Here is a 17,637-nt window from a genome sequence, read left to right as displayed (position 1 = left end):
CCCTGTGGGAGCTGGCTTGCCAGCGATTGGGGTGGCACATCCAACATCGTCGTCGCTTGACTCACCGCCATCGCTGGCAAGCCAGCTCCCACAGGTTTTCCAGTTTTTGTCACAATCTTCAATCAGCCGGTTTACTTACCGAGCTTCACCCGGGTCCAGCCGCGGGTCATGATCCGCTGGGTGGCAATCGGCTGATCCGGCACCGCATACAACGTCGCCATTACCGCCTGCGACGGATACGAACCCGGGTCATTGCGGATCGCTTCGTCCACCAGTGGCGTCGCCGCCGAGTTGGCGTTGCTGTAGCCGTTGCTGTTGGTGATCTCGGCAATGATGTCCGGGCGCATCAGGAAGTTCATGAACAGGTAGGCGTTATCGACGTTGGCGGCATCGCGCGGGATGGCGACCATGTCGTAGAAACTGCCGGCGCCTTCCTTCGGAATGCTGTAGTCGATCTGCACCTTGTTGCCGGCTTCAACCGCGCGGGCCTTGGCCTGCAGCACGTCTCCGGAGTAACCGACCGCCACGCAGATGTTGCCGTTGGCCAGGTCCGAGATGTACTTCGAGGAATGGAAGTACGCCACGTACGGGCGGATCTTCATGAACAGCGCTTCGGCTTCGAGGATGTGCGCCTTGTCCTTGTCGTTCACCGGGTAGCCCAGGTAGTGCAGGGCGGCCGGGATCATTTCGGTCGGCGAGTCGAGGAAGCTGATACCGCAGGCTTTCAGCTTCTCGGCGTTTTCCGGCTTGAACAGCAGGTCCCAGGAGTTGGTCGGGGCGTTGGCGCCGAGTACTTCCTTGACCTTGTCCGGGTTATAGCCGATGCCGATCGAGCCCCACATGTACGGGAACGCGTGAGCGTTGCCCGGATCACTGGCGGAGGCGTTTTTCAGCAGCACCGGGTTGAGATTCTTCCAGTTCGACAGCTTCGATTTGTCCAGCGGCTGATAGACCCCGGCCTTGATCTGCTTGGCCAGAAAGCTGTTGGACGGCACGACAACGTCATAGCCGGATTTGCCCGCCAGCAAACGCGCCTCAAGGGTTTCGTTGCTGTCGAACACGTCGTAGGTCACCTGGATACCGGTCTCGTCTTCGAACTTCTTGACGGTGTCCGGCGCGATGTAATCGGACCAGTTGTAAACACGCAGCACCTTGTCGTTGGCCTGGACGCCCGTGGCGATTGCGCCCATTAAGGACAGTGTCAGCAGAGTCCTGCCAAACATTTTCATCGGTGAAACTCCATTCTTCTTATTCAAAAACACAACGCAAAACCTGATGTACACACATCTCTGTGGCGAGGGAGCTTGCTCCCGCTTGAGCGCGCAGCGCTCACAAGCTTTTGGGTCTGCTGCGCAGCCCAGCGGGAGCAAGCTCCCTCGCCACAAGAGCAATCTTGCATTAAACAGTCGCTGCGGATCGCTGAGGCTGCCACGCCTCATTCGCCGTTTGATCCATCGCTTCCTGAATCGCCTTCTTGCGGCTGGCTTCTGCCTTGCGGCCGAAGTACCAGACCAGGAAAGTCACCAGCGACACCGCCAGCAGAATCAGGCTGGCCACGGCGTTGATCTCGGGCTTCACGCCCAGACGCACGGCCGAGAACACTTCCATCGGCAGGGTGGTCGAACCCGGCCCGGAGACGAAGCTCGCCAGCACCAGATCGTCCAGCGACAGGGCGAACGACATCATGCCGCCCGCCGCCAGCGACGGCGCGATCATCGGGATGGTGATCAGGAAAAACACCTTGAACGGCTTGGCCCCCAGATCCATCGCGGCTTCTTCGATCGACAGATCCAGCTCGCGCAGGCGGGCGGAGACTACCACCGCCACATAAGCGGCACAAAACGTGGTGTGGGCGATCCAGATGGTGACGATGCCACGCTCCTGTGGCCAGCCGATCAACTGCGCCATCGCCACGAACAGCAGCAACAGCGACAGACCGGTGATCACCTCAGGCATGACCAGCGGCGCCGTCACCAGACCACCAAACAGCGTACGACCCTTGAAGCGCGTCACCCGCGTCAGGACGAAGGCGGCGAGGGTGCCCAACGCCACTGCGGCAATCGCGGTGTAGCAGGCGATTTCCAGCGAGCGCACCACCGAACCCATCAGTTGCGTATTGTCGAGCAGGCCGACGTACCACTTCACCGACCAGCCGCCCCACACCGTCACCAGTTTCGAGGCGTTGAACGAGTAGATCACCAGAATCAGCATCGGCAGATAAATGAACATCAGGCCGAAGATCAACATGAACTTGGAAAAACCGAAGCGTTTCATCCCCGTGCCTCCATCTCTTTGGCCTGGCTGCGGTTGAACAGCAGAATCGGCACAATCAGGATCAACAGCATCACCACCGCCAGCGCAGACGCCACCGGCCAGTCGCGGTTATTGAAGAACTCTTGCCACAACACGCGACCGATCATCAGCGTCTCCGGACCACCCAGCAGTTCCGGAATCACGAACTCGCCGACCACCGGAATGAACACCAGCATGCAACCGGCGATGATGCCGTTCTTGGCCAGCGGCACGGTGATTTTCCAGAAGTTGTTGAAGTTGCTCGAACCCAGGTCCGACGCGGCTTCCAACAGGCTGCCATCGTGCTTGACCAGGTTGGCGTACAGCGGCAGCACCATGAATGGCAGATACGCGTAGACCACGCCGATATACACGGCCGTGTTGGTGTTGAGGATTTCGATCGGGTGATCGGTCAGTCCGGTCCACATCAGAAACGCGTTGAGCAGGCCGTTGTTGCTGAGGATGCCCATCCACGCGTAAACGCGGATCAGGATCGCGGTCCAGGTCGGCATCATGATCAACAGCAGCAGGACGTTTTGCGCTTCCTTGCTCGCTTTGGTGATCGCATAGGCCATCGGGAAACCGATCACCAGGCACATCATCGTGCTCAGCGCCGCGACCTTCAGCGAACCGAGGTAAGCCGACAGGTACAACTCATCTTCGCCGAGCATGGTGTAGTTGCCGATGTTCAGCATCAGCTGGAATTTCTGTTCGGCGTAGGTGTAGATCTCCGAGTACGGCGGGATCGACAGCGCGGCTTCCGAGAAGCTGATCTTCATCACCAGGAAGAACGGCAGCATGAAGAACAGGAACAGCCAGATGAACGGGATGCCGATGACGAATTTTCGCCCGCTGGGCACCAGGCGCAGGCATTGCTGATTGAAGGTTCTCATGAGCGCAGTACCACGCCACTGTCGTCTTCCCACCACACGTAGACCTTGTCGTCCCAGGTCGGACGCGCGCCACGGCGTTCGGCGTTGGCCATGAACGACTGGACGATCTTGCCGCCCGGCAGCTCGACGTAGAACACCGAGTGGCCGCCGAGGTAGGCGATGTCATGCACCTTGCCTTCGGACCAGTTGTAGCGAGTCTCTGGCTTGAGTGTGCTGACGAGCATTTTTTCCGGACGGATCGCGTAGGTGATCGACTTGTCCTGCACCGAGGTACTGACGCCGTGACCGACGTAGATCTTCTGCTGCAAGTCCGGGCTGTGGATGATCGCGTGACCTTCAAGGTCTTCCACCACGGTGCCGTCAAAGGCGTTCACGTTGCCGATGAATTCGCAGACCATGCGGCTGACCGGCGCTTCATAAATGTCGACCGGGCTGCCGATCTGGGCGATCCAGCCCAGGTGCATGATCGCGATGCGCTCGGCCATGGTCATGGCCTCTTCCTGGTCGTGGGTCACCATCACGCAGGTCACGCCGACGCGCTCGATGATTTCCACCAGTTCCAGCTGCATCTGCGAGCGCAGTTTTTTATCCAGTGCGCCCATCGGTTCGTCGAGCAGCAACAGCTTCGGACGTTTCGCCAAAGAGCGGGCGAGGGCGACGCGCTGGCGTTGACCGCCGGACAACTGATGGGGTTTGCGTTTGGCGTATTGGGTCATGTGCACCAGGCGCAGCATCTCTTCGACGCGGGCGTCGATTTCGCTGGCGGGCAAACGGTCCTGCTTGAGGCCGAAGGCAATGTTCTGTGCCACGGTCATGTGCGGGAACAGCGCGTAGGACTGGAACATCATGTTGATCGGCCGCTCGTAGGGCGGCATGTCAGTGATGTCTACACCGTCGAGCAGAATCCGCCCTTCAGTCGGGCGCTCGAAACCGGCGAGCATGCGCAACAGGGTCGATTTGCCCGAACCGGAGCCACCGAGCAGGGCGAAGATTTCCCCCTGATGGATCTCCAGGGACACATCGTCCACGGCCGTGGTTTCGTCGAACTTCTTGGTGACACGATCGACTTTCACCAGAACCTTTTTCGGTTGCTGGTGGCCTTCAAGTGCCTTCCGGTAAGTGCTGGAGGCGTTTGCCATGTGAAACTCCCAACAGGTTTCGTTCGCTCGGCCAACGTGGCCGGGCTTAAGTGGATTGCAAGCCTGCAGGTGCATTTCCGGTCGGATCACATTCCCTGTGGGAGCTGGCTTGCCAGCGATCGCGGTGGATCATTCCCCAACAATGTTGGAGGTGATGGCCTCATCGCTGGCAAGCCAGCTCCCACAGGGTTTTGCATTGATCTGACGGTTTTGCTCCGGCCATCCGGCTTGTTCGGCGCCGCCGTCCTGGCTGCCTGGGTCGTACTTGTTGTTATTACGGTTTGTTGTTTTCACGGATGACGGATGCGCACACGCGCAACCGCCGACCCCGTGGGGGCAGTAAACAGTTTTGAAATCCTGGGTGGTGTCAGCGCTGGCTGCGTCGCGCCGCCCGTTGCCGGCAAGCCTCACCGAACGCCTGGAAAATCTTCAGGTAGTTCGGGTTGTCCAGCACCTGCCATTCCGGGTGCCATTGCACGCCGAGGGCGAAGGTCGGACTGTGCTCGACCGAGATCGCCTCGATCAGCCCATCCGGCGCCACCGCTTCGGCACGCAGGCCGGGCGCGAGGCGGTCGATGCCCTGACTGTGAATCGAGTTGACCTGAAATTCGCCCGGCAACTCGAGCGCCTCGAACACACCACCGGCCAGCACGCTCACGGCATGCGCCGGTGCGTATTGCACGGCCACGTCCGGGCTGTCGGCTTCGCGGTGATCGAGCATGCCCGGCAACTCATGCACCTTCTGGTGCAGGCTGCCGCCGAAGGCCACGTTCATTTCCTGGAAGCCACGGCAAATGCCGAGCACCGGAACGCCCGCCGCAATGGCTGCACGCAATAAAGGAAGGGTGGTGGCATCCCGCGCCGGATCGTGATCCGTGCCGGGGGCGCTGTCCGGGCCTTGATAGTGGAAGGGCTCCACGTTCGAGGGTGAGCCGGTCAGCAGCAGACCGTCGAGTTGACCCAGCAGGTCTTCGATTTCAGTCAGTTTGCCAAGGGAAGGAATGACGACGGGCAACCCCAGCGCCGCAACGCTGACAGCGCGAACGTATTTGTCGCCGCTGATGTGATAGGGGTGCAGGCCAATCTGTTTGACGCACGCAGTAACGCCGATCAATGGCTTGAATGCCATTTTTATTCACCTCGAAGTTTGACACTTGAACGAGCTTTTCCGGAGCTTAGCCTCGTTGATTTTAATTAACAACTGCCATGTAAAAAATTCTAAACGCCGTTCATCCAATCTTCATGATTCCAGGCCTTGCGGCGCCTGCATTGGCACGTGAGTGTTAAAAAAAGCCCGAAAAATAAACGCTGAACGGCTGGGTGTTCGCTATTGACTTCACTTTGCCTTTCGGATTGACTGGCTCGGCGAAACAGCAGTGAACATAATAATTAACAGCTAAATAGGTGCATCATGTCGGTCCCTCTGCGTGCCGTTCAACTCAACGAAGCAAACGCATTCCTTAAGAAACATCCTGAGGTTTTGTACGTCGACCTTCTGATTGCAGACATGAACGGTGTGGTGCGCGGCAAGCGCATCGAGCGCACCAGTCTTCACAAGGTTTACGAGAAAGGCATCAACCTGCCGGCCTCGCTCTTCGCCCTCGACATCAATGGCTCCACCGTGGAAAGCACCGGTCTGGGCCTGGACATCGGTGACGCCGACCGCATTTGCTACCCGATCCCCGGCACCCTGAGCATCGAGCCGTGGCAGAAGCGCCCGACCGCACAACTGTTGATGACCATGCACGAACTGGAAGGCGAGCCGTTCTTCGCCGACCCGCGTGAAGTGTTGGCCAACGTAGTGCGCAAGTTCGACGAACTGGGCCTGACCATTTGCGCCGCGTTCGAACTGGAGTTCTACCTGATCGACCAGGACAACGTGAACGGCCGTCCGCAGTCGCCGCGTTCACCGGTCTCCGGCAAGCGTCCGGTATCGACTCAGGTCTACCTGATCGACGATCTCGACGAGTACGTCGACTGCCTGCAAGACATCCTCGAAGGCGCGAAAGAGCAGGGCATCCCGGCTGACGCGATCGTCAAGGAAAGCGCCCCGGCGCAGTTCGAAGTCAACCTGCATCACGTCTCCGACCCGATCAAGGCTTGCGATTACGCGGTGCTGCTCAAGCGTCTGGTGAAGAACATCGCCTACGACCACGAAATGGACACCACCTTCATGGCCAAGCCGTATCCGGGCCAGGCGGGCAACGGTCTGCACGTACACATTTCGATCCTGGACAAAGAAGGCAACAACATCTTCGCCAGCGAGGATCCCGAGCAGAACGCCGCGCTGCGCCACGCGATCGGCGGTGTGCTGGAGACCCTGCCTGCGCAAATGGCCTTTCTCTGCCCGAACGTCAACTCGTACCGCCGCTTCGGCGCGCAGTTCTACGTGCCGAACTCGCCGAGCTGGGGCATCGACAACCGCACCGTCGCGGTCCGTGTGCCGACCGGTTCGGCCGACGCCGTACGCATCGAGCATCGCGTGGCCGGCGCCGATGCCAACCCGTACCTGCTGATGGCTTCGGTGCTGGCCGGTATTCACCACGGCCTGACCAACCAGATCGAGCCGGGCGCGCCGGTGGAAGGCAACAGCTACGAGCAGAACGAACAGAGCCTGCCGAACAACCTGCGCGATGCGTTGCGCGAGCTGGACGACAGCGAAGTCATGGCCCGCTACATCGACCCGATGTACATCGACGTGTTCGTCGCGTGCAAGGAAAGCGAGCTGGCCGAGTTCGAAAACTCGATCTCCGACCTTGAGTACAACTGGTATCTGCATACCGTCTGACGCTCAAGCGCGATCCCGTTAACACCGCAAAACCCTGTGGGAGCGGGCTTGCCCGCGAAGAGGCCATCACCTTCAACATTGAAGGTGACTGACCCACCGTATTCGCGAGCAAGCTCGCTCCCACAGGGATATCGGTCACCCATTCTCCTGTGTGAGCCACCCCCATGACCATGACCCGCAACGACTGGGAACAACGCTTCCAGTCCCTGACCCTCGAATCCCGCGCCTTCATCAACGGCGAATATCGCCCGGCGATCAGCGGTGCCACCTTCGAATGCCTGAGCCCCGTCGACGGCCGTTTCCTCGCCTCCGTGGCCAGCACCGATGAAGCCGACGCCAACCTCGCCGTCGAAGTCGCACGCCAGTCGTTCAACTCCGGCGTGTGGGCCAACAAGGCCCCGGCCGAGCGCAAACGCATCCTGATCCGCTTCGCCGATCTGATCCTGCAACACCAGGAAGAACTGGCGCTGCTGGAAACCCTCGACATGGGCAAACCGATCAGCGACTCGATGAGCATCGACATCCCGGCGACCGCCAACGCGATCCGCTGGAGCGCCGAAGCCATCGACAAGATCTACGACGAAGTCGCTGCCACCCCGCACGATCAACTCGGCCTGGTGACCCGCGAGCCAGCCGGCGTAGTCGCGGCCATCGTGCCGTGGAACTTCCCGCTGATCATGGCCAGCTGGAAATTCGCCCCGGCGCTGGCGGCGGGTAACTCGTTCATCCTCAAGCCTTCGGAAAAGTCGCCGCTGACCGCGATCCGCATCGCCCAACTGGCGCTGGACGCGGGCATTCCGAAAGGTGTGTTCAACGTCCTGCCGGGTTTCGGCCACACCGTCGGCAAGGCGCTGGCGCTGCACATGGACGTTGACGTGCTGGCCTTCACCGGCTCCACGGCGATTGCCAAACAACTGATGATTTATGCCGGCCAGAGCAACATGAAACGCGTCTGGCTCGAAGCCGGCGGCAAGAGCCCGAACGTGGTGTTCGCCGACGCCCCGGACTTGCGCGCGGCCGCCCAGGCTGCGGCCGGTGCCATTGCTTTCAACCAGGGCGAAGTGTGCACCGCCGGTTCGCGCCTGCTGGTGGAGCGTTCGATCCGCGAGCAATTCATTCCGCTGCTGGTGGAAGCGCTGCAAGCGTGGAAACCGGGGCACGCGCTGGACCCGGCCACCACCGTCGGCGCCGTGGTCGATCAGCGTCAACTGGATAACGTGCTGCGCTACATCAGCCTCGGCCGCGAGCAGGGCGCTGAACTAATCGCCGGCGGCCGACGCACCCTCGAAGAAACCGGCGGCACTTACATCGAGCCGACGATTTTCGACGGCGTGACCAACGCCATGACCATCGCCAAGGAAGAAATCTTCGGCCCGGTGCTGTCGCTGATCACCTTCGACACCGTTGAAGAAGCGCTGCAGATCGCCAACGACAGCATCTTCGGCCTCGCCGCCGGTGTCTGGACCAGCAACCTGAGCAAAGCGCACACCTTCGCCCGTGGCCTGCGCGCCGGCAGCGTGTGGGTCAACCAGTACGACGGCGGCGACATGACCGCACCGTTCGGTGGATTCAAACAGTCGGGCAACGGTCGCGACAAATCGCTGCACGCGTTTGACAAGTACACCGAGCTGAAAGCGACCTGGATCAAGCTCTGATTTTCTACAGCGGCGGTCGCTCTTGATGAGCGACCCTCGGAGAACAATAAAATGAAGCAACAACACGTCAACAGCTACTACGCCGCCACCCGCAACGAAGTCATCGACTTCCCGACCCTTGAAGCGTCGGTCGAGTGCGACGTCTGCATCATCGGCGCCGGTTACACCGGCCTGTCCTCGGCCCTGTTCCTCACCGAGGCCGGCTACAAAGTGACGGTGCTCGAAGCAGCGAAAGTCGGCTACGGCGCCAGTGGCCGCAATGGCGGGCAACTGGTCAACTCCTACAGTCGCGACGTCGATGTGATCGAAGAGCGCTACGGTGACAAGACCGCAGAAATCCTCGGCAGCATGATCTTCGAAGGCGCCGACATCATCCGTTCGCGGATCAAGGACTACGACATCAAATGCGACTATCGCCCGGGCGGCATTTTCGCAGCGATGAACAAGAAACAACTCAACGGTCTGGCCGAGCAGAAGCGCAGCTGGGAACGTTACGGCAACAAAAACCTGAAGATGCTCGATGCCGCCGACATTCGTCGCGAAGTCGGCTCTGACGCCTACGTTGGCGGCCTGCTGGACATGCAGGGCGGCCACGTGCATCCGCTGAACCTGGCCCTCGGTGAAGCCGCGGCCATCGTGCGCCTGGGCGGCAAGATTTACGAGCAATCGGCCGCCGTGGAAATCAAGTACGGCGAGCCTAACGTCGTGCGCACCGCCAAAGGCCAGGTCCGCGCCAAGTACCTGCTGATCGCCGGCAACGCCTACCTGCCGCAGGGTCTGGACAACCGCGTGACCGCCAAGAGCATGCCGTGCGGCTCGCAGATCTGCGTTACCGAACCGTTGACCGAAAAGCAGGCGCGCAGCCTGATTACCAACAACTACTGCGTCGAAGACTGCAATTACCTGCTGGATTACTACCGTCTCACTGCTGACAACCGTTTGCTGTATGGCGGCGGCGTGGTCTACGGCGCCCGTGAACCGGACGACATCGAAACCCTGATCCGGCCGAAGATCCTCAAGACCTTCCCGCAGCTCAAGGACGTGAAAATCGACTACCGCTGGACCGGCAACTTCCTGCTGACCATGTCACGCATGCCGCAATTCGGCCGCATCGAGAAAAACGCCTACTACATGCAAGGCTACAGCGGTCACGGCGTCACCTGTTCGCACCTGGCCGGCAAACTGATCTCGGAAATGATCCGCGGCGACGCCGAACGCTTCGACGCCTTCGCCTCGCTGCCGCACATGCCGATGCTCGGCGGGCGCACCTTCTCCGCCCCGTTGACCGCCCTCGGCGCCGTGTATTACTCGCTGCGCGACCGCTTCGGCATTTAAGTTACCTCCCCGGCGGCGGCCCCCAAGACCCCGCCGGTTTTTTACCTGAAACACCAATGCTCAAAATGGGGGAGCTGGCTTGCCAGCGATAGCGGCCTGACAACCGCTATCAAGTTAACTGACACAAAAGAGATCCAACTGTGGGAGCGAGCCTGCTCGCGAAGAGGCCATATCAGCCAACCTCCATGTCGTCTGACACACCGCTTTCGCGAGCAGGCTCGCTCCCACAGTGACTGTATTACCAAGGCCAGAAGGACTTTTACCGCACCGTCCATCGAACCTGCTGAGCAACACCGGCAAACGTGATTTAATAGCCGCCTTTCACGGTTCCGGGACACGGGAGCAACGTGATCCGCGCGCCTTGCGCGGCACCCGCCACCCACCCCCATTACCCTTAAGTACTACTCACATAAGGCTGTCATGGATACGGGTTCTCGACTCAAACTAGTACGCGAAAGCTACAAACTCTCCCAGCGCGAGCTGGCCCGGCGTAGCGGCGTGACCAATGCCACCATCTCCCTGATCGAACAGAATCGCGTCAGTCCTTCCGTCAGCTCACTGAAAAAGCTGCTCGAAGGCATCCCGATGTCCCTGGCCGACTTCTTCACCTTCGACCAGCCCCCGCGCGAACACCAATACGTGTTCCGCGCCAACGAACAACCCGACCTCGGCCGCCACGGCCTGCGCCTGCTGCTGATCGGCGCCTCCGTCCCAAGCCGCCAGATGCGTTTGTTGCGCGAGCAATACGCCCCGGGTGCGAGTTCCGGCGAAGAGCCGATTGTTCACGCGGAAGGCGAGGAGTGTGGGTTGGTGACGCGCGGCACGGTCGAGTTGACGGTGGACGGGCAGGTGAGCGTGTTGAGTGCGGGGGACGGGTATTATTTTCCGACGACGCTGCCGCACAAGTTCCGGAATATCGGGGCGGATGAGGCGGAGATCATTAGTGCGAATACGCCGGCGAATTTTTGAGGAACGCTAAACGTCAAGTTCATCTTCTTGTTAAAGAAGCTCGGCCTATTTAAATTAATAGGCCTTCTCTTTTTTGGCATGATTGGTGCTGCGGTTTACCTTTTTTTTCCTGTTTTTAACTCGGCTTCAGGATCATTACAGTTTTGATTTTGACACCGCTGCGGAGAGACATTTTCTATGGAAGTGGTGAAGCTTCCATTGCGAGCCCCAGTTCTTGCACATTTGTCGCACCAGACTTCTTGCTTTATATCTTGCCCGTTAACGTTTCCTGCTTTCATTTTTTTTTCCTCGTTTTATGATTACTAATGCGTAACTCTCATAGAAGGTTCTTGGGGGTGGGATGTCATTCGTTGTCTTGAGCTAATAGCGCGTTAATCTCTGCAATTTCTTTTAGTGTCCTCGAAACCTTTGAATACATTTTACTACGGTAATTGTCTATATCAGGGTTTGTATAGAGTCTGTTTCCACTGGAATCAAAGGTATATCTATCTGAGTTTTTTGCCGTTGTGCAGCGCTCAATTTCCTCATATAGAAAACTTATTTCTTTATGTTTTGACTCGATTTTTGAGTAATAATATTGACTTTTTATTGATTTTTCATTTAGCGATATTTGTTTTTTTTGCAGTTCGGCTAGCTCACGCTGCGCTTCAGCGGAGATTTTATTTTGTTCCGCCGATTCTTTTAGGGCATCTTTTGTTTCGGACAGTTCTTCTTTTTGGGATAGATATGCTTTGATCAGAAAATATAAGGCGATTGTTGAGGCCAGAGGATTTACTAACCCCCCGAAATAGTCTCCTAGTGCCCCCCAGTCTGATGGGTCTGATGAGAGTGAATGGTTGTGAAAGTTTGAAATATATGCGGCGGAAATTGATACTGTAAAAAAAAATATCAAAATCCAAGGCCAAGATTTTTTTGCGAAAAATGTAAGTTGTGTTAGTGGTGTGCTGGATTTTGTTGCTTCAGTGTGTTTGCAGTCGCCGTTTTGTGATTTTTTAATTGACATATAATTTGTTCTTTGGTGGGGGGATTAACGGGCGAATTTATTATTTTTTTGCCTGAAAGAAAAAAGAAAAGAAAGAAAAGGTGACAGATTTATTTGTGTGATGTTTTATAGGTCTATCACCTTTAAGTTCCGTACTTTAACTACCATGTAAGGCTTTTGTTCTTGGCTTCAAAATTTTTCTTGTACATCATCCATATAGTGCTGTAATTACACATGTCAATTTTCTCGCAGTAGTCATGAATCACTGCGTTCATTATTTTTCGATCAGTGGCTTTAGTCGCTTCTTTGAAGGAGTCAAGATTCTTCTTTTCCATCATGCGAAGAGTGCTTTCCTGGCACATGTCGATTTTTTCGCAGTAGTCCTTCCTCACCGTTGCGGTGATGGAATCAATGACCTGTTGTTTCTGTGCTTCTGAACCGTCGAAATCCATCGGATTGAGGATTGTCGCGGCGGAGCAAGAAAATGCGCTGAAGAGTGTGAGAATGAAGAGCAATTTTTTCATGGAGATATCCTTTCCTCGTCTACTGTTGCCGTGATTGTCGCTGATCAGGATCGAAGATCCTCAGTACACCGATCAATTGCCGGATGTCAGAGTGCCACTAAGTTTTTGTCAGTGGAAGACGTTGAGACCAAAGTCGCTAGCGACGGAGCCTCAGCCGATTTTGCGACTGAGTTTTCTACTCCGACCCATCCAAAGGACAAAAAACCGCGATATCGCGGTTTTTTATGGCTTCAAAGGGGGGATAGAACGCTTGGGTCAGGATTCAATTGCTCGTTGCCCAATTACCCGAAATACATCCCTCACGTCCTGCACCAGGATTCTCGCGATCGTGGTGATGGTGCTGATGTCGTGTTCGGAATGGTCGGGGAGGCTGGTGCACGCCATGAGATCTAAATACTTAAGGACTGCCTCGAGGCGTTCGGATGCGCAGGCATGTAGGTCACTCAAGGGGGCTTCGGCATTAATCAGCAGGACAGGGTGATCCGAAGCCGGATAGGACATGTCAACGCATTGGTAGAGCGATTTTTTGTTCGTCATGGTGCTAATCCTTTTAATGAGAAGAATTGCCACCGTCCTGCTGCGAAACAAAATGGGTGGCAGCTATGCGCGGGTTCGCAGACCGGAGGATTAACACCAAGACCCGGCAGACCCGAAGGTCTCCCACGCACAACCGCCATAAAATTTGCGCAGCCGGGAGTTGGCCGTGCCAGCTGCGAAACCCTATCGCCAAATTCGTTCAGCGACAGATCCACTCTAGGCATCGATCCCCACCGTCGCAATCAGCCTGTAGGACGTGAAATCACCAGATGTGGCCAGCGCTTTCGCTCCCGGTCAGCGGTGCAACCGTCGTGAATCAAGGGTTGCGGAGTGTCCGGGGAAAATGACTCGCAGGGTATGGAACCGCTTCGCAGCCCCGCAATAACAAGCTCCCTCACCACGCGCAGTCATTTCCTACGCGGTTTTCAGATCCCAAAATCCAGTACCCATCCCCGCCCCGGAACTTTCTTCAAAAACGATGCCAATTTGATGGCGTGTCGCGACGCTCATTTGAATTGGATAAACCAGCGCCAGGCTGTTTCCTGGCAAGCCAAGGGAGTGTGAGATGAAACTGATTTTTGCGATGTTGTTGATGTTCAGCGGTTACACGTTTGCCAGTTGTTCCAACATCAGTGACAGCGATCAGCGCAATTACTGCCAGGCCACGCAGGAAGGCAGTACTTGCTCCTCAATCCGGGACAGTGATTTGCGTGCGTCCTGCGAAGCGGAGAAGGGCAGTACTTGTTCGAGCATTCGCGACAGCGACCAGCGCGCTTACTGCGAGGCGAAAAAGGGCAGCACCTGTTCGAGCATTCGTGATTCGGATTTGCGCGCAACGTGTGAGGCTGAAAAAGGCAGTATTTGCTCCAGTATCCATGTGCATTTTGTGAAGCGAAGAAGGGCAGCACTTGTTCGAGTGACCGGAATTCGGACTTGCGCAATCAGTGTGAAGCCATGAAGCATTGATTCCCCACCATTTAGAGCAAAAAGGGACACCCATCAGTGTCCCTTTTTCATGCGCGCTAAACGCCGCTATTTCGCCTTCCAATGCCCACCCCCGTTCTCACAATCAATTCGCGCCTGGGCCAAATGCTCCGCGTCGTAGTAATACGTGGTCACTTGGGCGTTGTCGGGGATGTTCAGCGCCTTGGCGTTTTTGTCTTTGCTGGTGGAGTGCGGGTTGGCCAGGGATTCCTGGGTGATCGTGGCGACACACGTGGCCTGATAGTGATCAGCGCAGTGGTCGACTTTGGTTTTAGTGCTGCTGAGCATGTCTTTGCTCTCATTGCTGCACGACCAGTCGATGGAGTTGACGGGCATGCCTTCGTATTCGTAGCAGCTGTGGGTTTCCACGGCGGGCACCGAAGCGCTGGAGGATTGGGTCTGGACGTCGCAGCCTTCGGCCATGACGCAGGTGGGGATGACGGCGAAGGTGGTGATCAGGAGCAACATTCGGATGTTCATCGCGGAACTCTCCCATGGCCCCGTGTTTGATCGTGAGCGGGGCGCTTATGGTTTCGAGATAGGTTCGTCTCGGAAGGTTCCATCAACCATTCCGGTGAGAGTACGCGAAGGTGCTCCTGTTGAAATCACTCGGTGTCGTACATTAATTCTAACCTTTCGATCCACTCATCAGTTGCGCCAAACCTCGAATAATAAGATTGCTTTTCAATGTCACTCAATTGAGTGAAAAAACTGAAAAAGTAATTGTTGTCGTAATACTCTTGAGCACCTTGCATGCTGCCTCCCCACCAAGCAGGCTCGTAGCCTTCAAAAGCAAACCAAGGTGGAGGAACCGCAAATTTTTTGCGGTTAAGCATCGTTAAAAATTCAAGGCTATTAGTTATCAAACGAATCGTGACGGAGTTGAATTCTCTAGTAGATGCGAAGAATATCAGTCGGTCTCCGCTCAATGCGCTTTCGTATTCAAATACCGGAAGGTCATTGAAGGTTCTTTCAGTATTTTTTCTGAAGTGAGATTCGACGAGTGATTCAAATTCAACCAAATCTTTAGGGTCGATTAGGAACTGCGAAAAAAATGCGCAGATATCAGCGCTTTCCAATGAAGTAGTGGGAGGCTGAACCGGTAGGTTGGTCTGAACTAAAGGCCGAGCAAACAAGCTTTTAAGCTCCTGTTTGCTGTACCCGGCTATTTGCTCTTGCCTAGGTTCTGGCTTTACCAGTGCCATTATTTTTTTGATAAACCTCATGCGGCTCTCACTCTTGCATACATTCAGTTAGCTAAGGCGCACCAAGCATTAGGAGGAGGTTAGATCAGTAACTCGAGCAGCAGGTTTTCCTGACACGGTGAACATCCTTGTAAATACCTTGGTTTGGAAATGTTACACAAAAGAGGGTGGGTTGAACCATTTCAGTTGTCCGTCTACATCTCATCGCCAAAGGTTCCCACCATCGGCACCACGACGTAGACTGCGAAACAAGTTGTAACGCCTCACCCAAGGACGGAACCGCGCATGATCGAAATCGGCAGCCGCAACAATGCCCCCACCCCGCAGCACCCCACTCAAGACATCTACATTTTCAGCATCGACCAGTCCCGACCGGCGACGCCATTCTGCTTCGAGCAATCGATTGGCGGCGGGCATGCCAATCAGGGCGGGGCGCGGTGGTTGGCGCTGGATGAGCTGGATGGCTGGCCCGGCGAATGGCGTGAGCATTTGAAGAAGGCTGATTGTGCGTGGGTTGCGCAGGTGATCGATGCGCATCGGGAGGTGGACCAAGCGACATTGGTGTCCATGCTGCTTGAGCAACATGCCCGGCCAGTGGGGCGTTTGAAAACAATCGGCAACTGGCTCAAACGCAATATCCACGTCGGTGGCCGTTACGGTCTCTAACCCGAGGAATCTCCATGCCCCAGACACTCGAACGCGCTATCGCCATCGCCGCCACCGCCCATGCCGGGCAGGTCGACAAGGGCGGTGCGCCGTACATTCTGCATCCGCTGAAAGTCATGTTGCGCATGAATTCGCTGGAAGAACGCATCGTCGCCGTGCTGCACGACTTGGTCGAGGATTGCGGCGTCAGCCTCGATGACTTGCGCAAGGAAGGTTTCAGCGAAGAGGTGCTGACGGCGATTGAGTCGGTGACCAAAGTGCCGGGCGAATCCTACGAGGATTTCGTCGAGCGCGCGGCGCAGAACCCGATTGGCCGGGTGGTGAAACTGGCGGATCTGGAAGAGAACAGCGACCTGTCGCGGATTGCCTCGCCAGATTGGGAGGATCTGGAGCGGGTCGAGAAGTATCGGCGGGCGATTGGGCGGTTGCGCACGTAAGAACGAATCCCCCCTGTAGGAGCTGCCGAAGGCTGCGATCTTTTGACTTTGTTTTTTAAAAGCAAGATCAAAAGATCGCAGCCTTCGGCAGCTCCTACAGGGGAGTGGAATACCTCAGGGAATAGCCAGGAAGGCGAATATGAAATCAATTCTGTGTTTGTTGATCGCGGCCGCCGTTGGCGCTGCGTTGCAGGTCAGCGGTGTCCCTCATGGCCTGTTGCTGGGAGCGATCCTCGTCACCGCACTGGTCACCACGCGCAGCGGTTTTGCCCCCGCAACGCCTTATGGTCTGGGCTACATCCAGGTCACGCTGGGCATCGCCACCGGGCTGATGTTCGAGGCGTGGGACAGTGCAACGGCATCGGCGATGTTGCCAAGCCTCGGCGTTCTGTTGCTATGCCTGACGGTACAGATTGCCCTCGCTGGAGGATGGCTGACCCGCGGCGCAGGCTGGAACCGTACCGATGCGCTGTTGGCGGTATACCCCGGCGCACTGGCAGCGGTGTTTGATTTGCTGGAGTCGGAAAAGGCCTCAAGCAAGGTCATCATCGTGCACCTGATGCGGTTGCTGTTGATCACGGTGCTGGTGAGCTTTTTGATTCCCGGGCAGGGCTCGGTGGCGGTGGTTGAAAGCCCTCCGTTGAGCACAGGCATGGCGTTGACCGTATTCGTACTGATTGGCCTGAGCGTGGTGCTCGGGCGTTTGCTGCTGGCAATCGGCGTGCCGGCGCCGTTCATGCTGACGGCGATTCTGCTGACGGCGGTGTTTGTGAAATCGGGATGGCTGCACGGCTTCCACATGCCGGACTGGAGCCTGAATCTGGCGGCGCTGATTCTCGGCGTGCGGATCGGCTCGCGCTTTCAGGGACTCGGTTTTGCGGAGCTCGGGCGGCATGGTCGGACGGCGCTGGTGTCGGTCGGCTTGATGATCGTGGTGGCGGCGGCATTTGCCGAAGTAGCGGCGCGTTGGCTGGGCAGTGATCCGCTGTCGCTGTGGCTGGCGTATATGCCGGGGGCGATCGAGACGATTGCGATTGTCGCGTTTGCCGGTGGGCTGAATGTGGTGTTTATCCTCACGCATCATCTGGCGCGGATGGTGTTGCTGCACTTTGCGCCGGCGTTGTTGGTGCAGGTGCGGCGAGCGCAGAAAGAAGTCTGAAGCACACCCTCCTGTGGCGAGGGAGCTTGCTCCCGCCGGGCTGCGAAGCGGCCCCAAATCCTGATGTCGCGG

The 17,637-nt window shown here is 57.1% G+C and carries 18 protein-coding genes and 1 pseudogene; 8 read left to right on the top strand and 11 right to left on the bottom strand.

The features are described 5' to 3' along the window. Nucleotides 1-131: 131 nt before the first annotated feature. The 5 genes from L6D63_RS08015 to L6D63_RS07995 form a co-directional block, all read right to left on the bottom strand. On the bottom strand, nt 132-1,229 hold the full coding sequence (locus tag L6D63_RS08015; protein ID WP_095668894.1) for a polyamine ABC transporter substrate-binding protein: 1,098 nt from the start codon (nt 1,227-1,229) through the stop codon (nt 132-134). Nucleotides 1,230-1,398: 169 nt separating this feature from the next. Further along, entirely contained in the window at nt 1,399-2,274 is an 876-nt protein-coding gene (locus L6D63_RS08010) for an ABC transporter permease subunit (protein ID WP_131671281.1), read from the bottom strand. Continuing rightward, complete coding sequence (locus L6D63_RS08005) at nt 2,271-3,152, bottom strand: ABC transporter permease subunit (protein ID WP_371260449.1); 882 nt, start codon at nt 3,150-3,152, stop codon at nt 2,271-2,273. Before L6D63_RS08005 ends, L6D63_RS08010 begins: the two co-directional genes overlap by 4 nt. Nucleotides 3,153-3,181: 29 nt before the next feature. After that, nucleotides 3,182-4,324 carry a polyamine ABC transporter ATP-binding protein gene (gene potA / locus L6D63_RS08000; RefSeq protein ID WP_041073459.1) on the bottom strand — a complete coding sequence of 381 codons (1,143 nt, stop codon included), beginning with the start codon at nt 4,322-4,324 and terminating at the stop codon, nt 3,182-3,184. A 367-nt stretch (nt 4,325-4,691) separates the two neighbouring features. Beyond that, nucleotides 4,692-5,453: a gamma-glutamyl-gamma-aminobutyrate hydrolase family protein gene (locus L6D63_RS07995; RefSeq protein WP_095668895.1), complete on the bottom strand. Its 762-nt coding sequence runs from the start codon at nt 5,451-5,453 to the stop codon at nt 4,692-4,694. Nucleotides 5,454-5,735: 282 nt separating this feature from the next. Here L6D63_RS07995 and L6D63_RS07990 point away from each other — a divergent pair, with 282 nt between their 5' ends. From L6D63_RS07990 to L6D63_RS07975, 4 genes are all read left to right on the top strand, one after another. Next, complete coding sequence (locus L6D63_RS07990) at nt 5,736-7,112, top strand: glutamine synthetase family protein (RefSeq protein ID WP_047293499.1); 1,377 nt, start codon at nt 5,736-5,738, stop codon at nt 7,110-7,112. 164 nt (nt 7,113-7,276) lie between these two features. Continuing rightward, a complete protein-coding gene (locus L6D63_RS07985; RefSeq protein ID WP_047293501.1) occupies nt 7,277-8,767 on the top strand; it encodes an aldehyde dehydrogenase in 1,491 nt (496 codons plus the stop codon). Between the two features lie 51 nt (nt 8,768-8,818). Beyond that, nucleotides 8,819-10,102: an NAD(P)/FAD-dependent oxidoreductase gene (locus L6D63_RS07980; protein ID WP_047293503.1), complete on the top strand. Its 1,284-nt coding sequence runs from the start codon at nt 8,819-8,821 to the stop codon at nt 10,100-10,102. A gap of 420 nt (nt 10,103-10,522) precedes the next feature. Continuing rightward, nucleotides 10,523-11,071 carry a cupin domain-containing protein gene (locus L6D63_RS07975; protein ID WP_011333561.1) on the top strand — a complete coding sequence of 183 codons (549 nt, stop codon included), beginning with the start codon at nt 10,523-10,525 and terminating at the stop codon, nt 11,069-11,071. 95 nt (nt 11,072-11,166) lie between these two features. On the opposite strand, the gene L6D63_RS07970 is transcribed toward L6D63_RS07975, so the two are convergent. The 4 genes from L6D63_RS07970 to L6D63_RS07955 all read right to left on the bottom strand — a co-directional run bounded on the left by L6D63_RS07970 (nt 11,167) and on the right by L6D63_RS07955 (nt 13,114). Continuing rightward, complete coding sequence (locus tag L6D63_RS07970) at nt 11,167-11,349, bottom strand: hypothetical protein (RefSeq protein ID WP_131671282.1); 183 nt, start codon at nt 11,347-11,349, stop codon at nt 11,167-11,169. A 65-nt stretch (nt 11,350-11,414) separates the two neighbouring features. Further along, on the bottom strand, nt 11,415-12,074 hold the full coding sequence (locus tag L6D63_RS07965; protein ID WP_131671283.1) for a hypothetical protein: 660 nt from the start codon (nt 12,072-12,074) through the stop codon (nt 11,415-11,417). A gap of 140 nt (nt 12,075-12,214) precedes the next feature. Next, nucleotides 12,215-12,577, bottom strand: coding sequence for a hypothetical protein (locus L6D63_RS07960; RefSeq protein ID WP_047293505.1), 363 nt, complete (start codon nt 12,575-12,577; stop codon nt 12,215-12,217). 255 nt (nt 12,578-12,832) lie between these two features. Next, nucleotides 12,833-13,114: a hypothetical protein gene (locus L6D63_RS07955; protein WP_047293507.1), complete on the bottom strand. Its 282-nt coding sequence runs from the start codon at nt 13,112-13,114 to the stop codon at nt 12,833-12,835. 565 nt (nt 13,115-13,679) lie between these two features. Here L6D63_RS07955 and L6D63_RS07950 point away from each other — a divergent pair. Further along, nucleotides 13,680-14,080 (top strand): annotated as a pseudogene (locus L6D63_RS07950) (hypothetical protein). Nucleotides 14,081-14,146: 66 nt separating this feature from the next. On the opposite strand, the gene L6D63_RS07945 reads toward L6D63_RS07950, so the two are convergent. Both L6D63_RS07945 and L6D63_RS07940 read right to left on the bottom strand, forming a co-directional pair. Then, nucleotides 14,147-14,578 carry a hypothetical protein gene (locus L6D63_RS07945; protein WP_047293508.1) on the bottom strand — a complete coding sequence of 144 codons (432 nt, stop codon included), beginning with the start codon at nt 14,576-14,578 and terminating at the stop codon, nt 14,147-14,149. A 125-nt stretch (nt 14,579-14,703) separates the two neighbouring features. Continuing rightward, nucleotides 14,704-15,324: a hypothetical protein gene (locus L6D63_RS07940; RefSeq protein ID WP_131671285.1), complete on the bottom strand. Its 621-nt coding sequence runs from the start codon at nt 15,322-15,324 to the stop codon at nt 14,704-14,706. Nucleotides 15,325-15,588: 264 nt separating this feature from the next. On the opposite strand from L6D63_RS07940, the gene L6D63_RS07935 reads away from it, so the two are divergent. From L6D63_RS07935 to L6D63_RS07925, 3 genes are all read left to right on the top strand, one after another. After that, a complete protein-coding gene (locus tag L6D63_RS07935) occupies nt 15,589-15,969 on the top strand; it encodes a hypothetical protein (protein ID WP_131671286.1) in 381 nt (126 codons plus the stop codon). Nucleotides 15,970-15,983: 14 nt separating this feature from the next. Further along, the gene (locus L6D63_RS07930; protein ID WP_131671287.1) at nt 15,984-16,406 is read left to right on the top strand and encodes an HD domain-containing protein; all 423 of its coding nucleotides are present in this window, start codon (nt 15,984-15,986) and stop codon (nt 16,404-16,406) included. 139 nt (nt 16,407-16,545) lie between these two features. Next, entirely contained in the window at nt 16,546-17,565 is a 1,020-nt protein-coding gene (locus tag L6D63_RS07925) for an AbrB family transcriptional regulator (protein ID WP_131671288.1), read from the top strand. Nucleotides 17,566-17,637: the final 72 nt, after the last annotated feature.

Source organism: Pseudomonas parakoreensis (assembly GCF_021602155.1).
Lineage (GTDB): Bacteria > Pseudomonadota > Gammaproteobacteria > Pseudomonadales > Pseudomonadaceae > Aquipseudomonas > Aquipseudomonas parakoreensis.
This window is presented reverse-complemented; position numbering and strand designations above follow the sequence as displayed.

Coding starts and splice junctions, on each gene's coding strand:
- L6D63_RS08015 (WP_095668894.1), bottom strand. CDS start 1,229: ATGAAAATGTTTGGCAGGACTCTGCTGACACTGTCCTTAATGGGCGCA.
- L6D63_RS08010 (WP_131671281.1), bottom strand. CDS start 2,274: ATGAAACGCTTCGGTTTTTCCAAGTTCATGTTGATCTTCGGCCTGATG.
- potA (WP_041073459.1), bottom strand. CDS start 4,324: ATGGCAAACGCCTCCAGCACTTACCGGAAGGCACTTGAAGGCCACCAG.
- L6D63_RS07995 (WP_095668895.1), bottom strand. CDS start 5,453: ATGGCATTCAAGCCATTGATCGGCGTTACTGCGTGCGTCAAACAGATT.
- L6D63_RS07990 (WP_047293499.1), top strand. CDS start 5,736: ATGTCGGTCCCTCTGCGTGCCGTTCAACTCAACGAAGCAAACGCATTC.
- L6D63_RS07985 (WP_047293501.1), top strand. CDS start 7,277: ATGACCATGACCCGCAACGACTGGGAACAACGCTTCCAGTCCCTGACC.
- L6D63_RS07980 (WP_047293503.1), top strand. CDS start 8,819: ATGAAGCAACAACACGTCAACAGCTACTACGCCGCCACCCGCAACGAA.
- L6D63_RS07975 (WP_011333561.1), top strand. CDS start 10,523: ATGGATACGGGTTCTCGACTCAAACTAGTACGCGAAAGCTACAAACTC.
- L6D63_RS07970 (WP_131671282.1), bottom strand. CDS start 11,349: ATGAAAGCAGGAAACGTTAACGGGCAAGATATAAAGCAAGAAGTCTGG.
- L6D63_RS07965 (WP_131671283.1), bottom strand. CDS start 12,074: ATGTCAATTAAAAAATCACAAAACGGCGACTGCAAACACACTGAAGCA.
- L6D63_RS07960 (WP_047293505.1), bottom strand. CDS start 12,577: ATGAAAAAATTGCTCTTCATTCTCACACTCTTCAGCGCATTTTCTTGC.
- L6D63_RS07955 (WP_047293507.1), bottom strand. CDS start 13,114: ATGACGAACAAAAAATCGCTCTACCAATGCGTTGACATGTCCTATCCG.
- L6D63_RS07945 (WP_047293508.1), bottom strand. CDS start 14,578: ATGAACATCCGAATGTTGCTCCTGATCACCACCTTCGCCGTCATCCCC.
- L6D63_RS07940 (WP_131671285.1), bottom strand. CDS start 15,324: ATGAGGTTTATCAAAAAAATAATGGCACTGGTAAAGCCAGAACCTAGG.
- L6D63_RS07935 (WP_131671286.1), top strand. CDS start 15,589: ATGATCGAAATCGGCAGCCGCAACAATGCCCCCACCCCGCAGCACCCC.
- L6D63_RS07930 (WP_131671287.1), top strand. CDS start 15,984: ATGCCCCAGACACTCGAACGCGCTATCGCCATCGCCGCCACCGCCCAT.
- L6D63_RS07925 (WP_131671288.1), top strand. CDS start 16,546: ATGAAATCAATTCTGTGTTTGTTGATCGCGGCCGCCGTTGGCGCTGCG.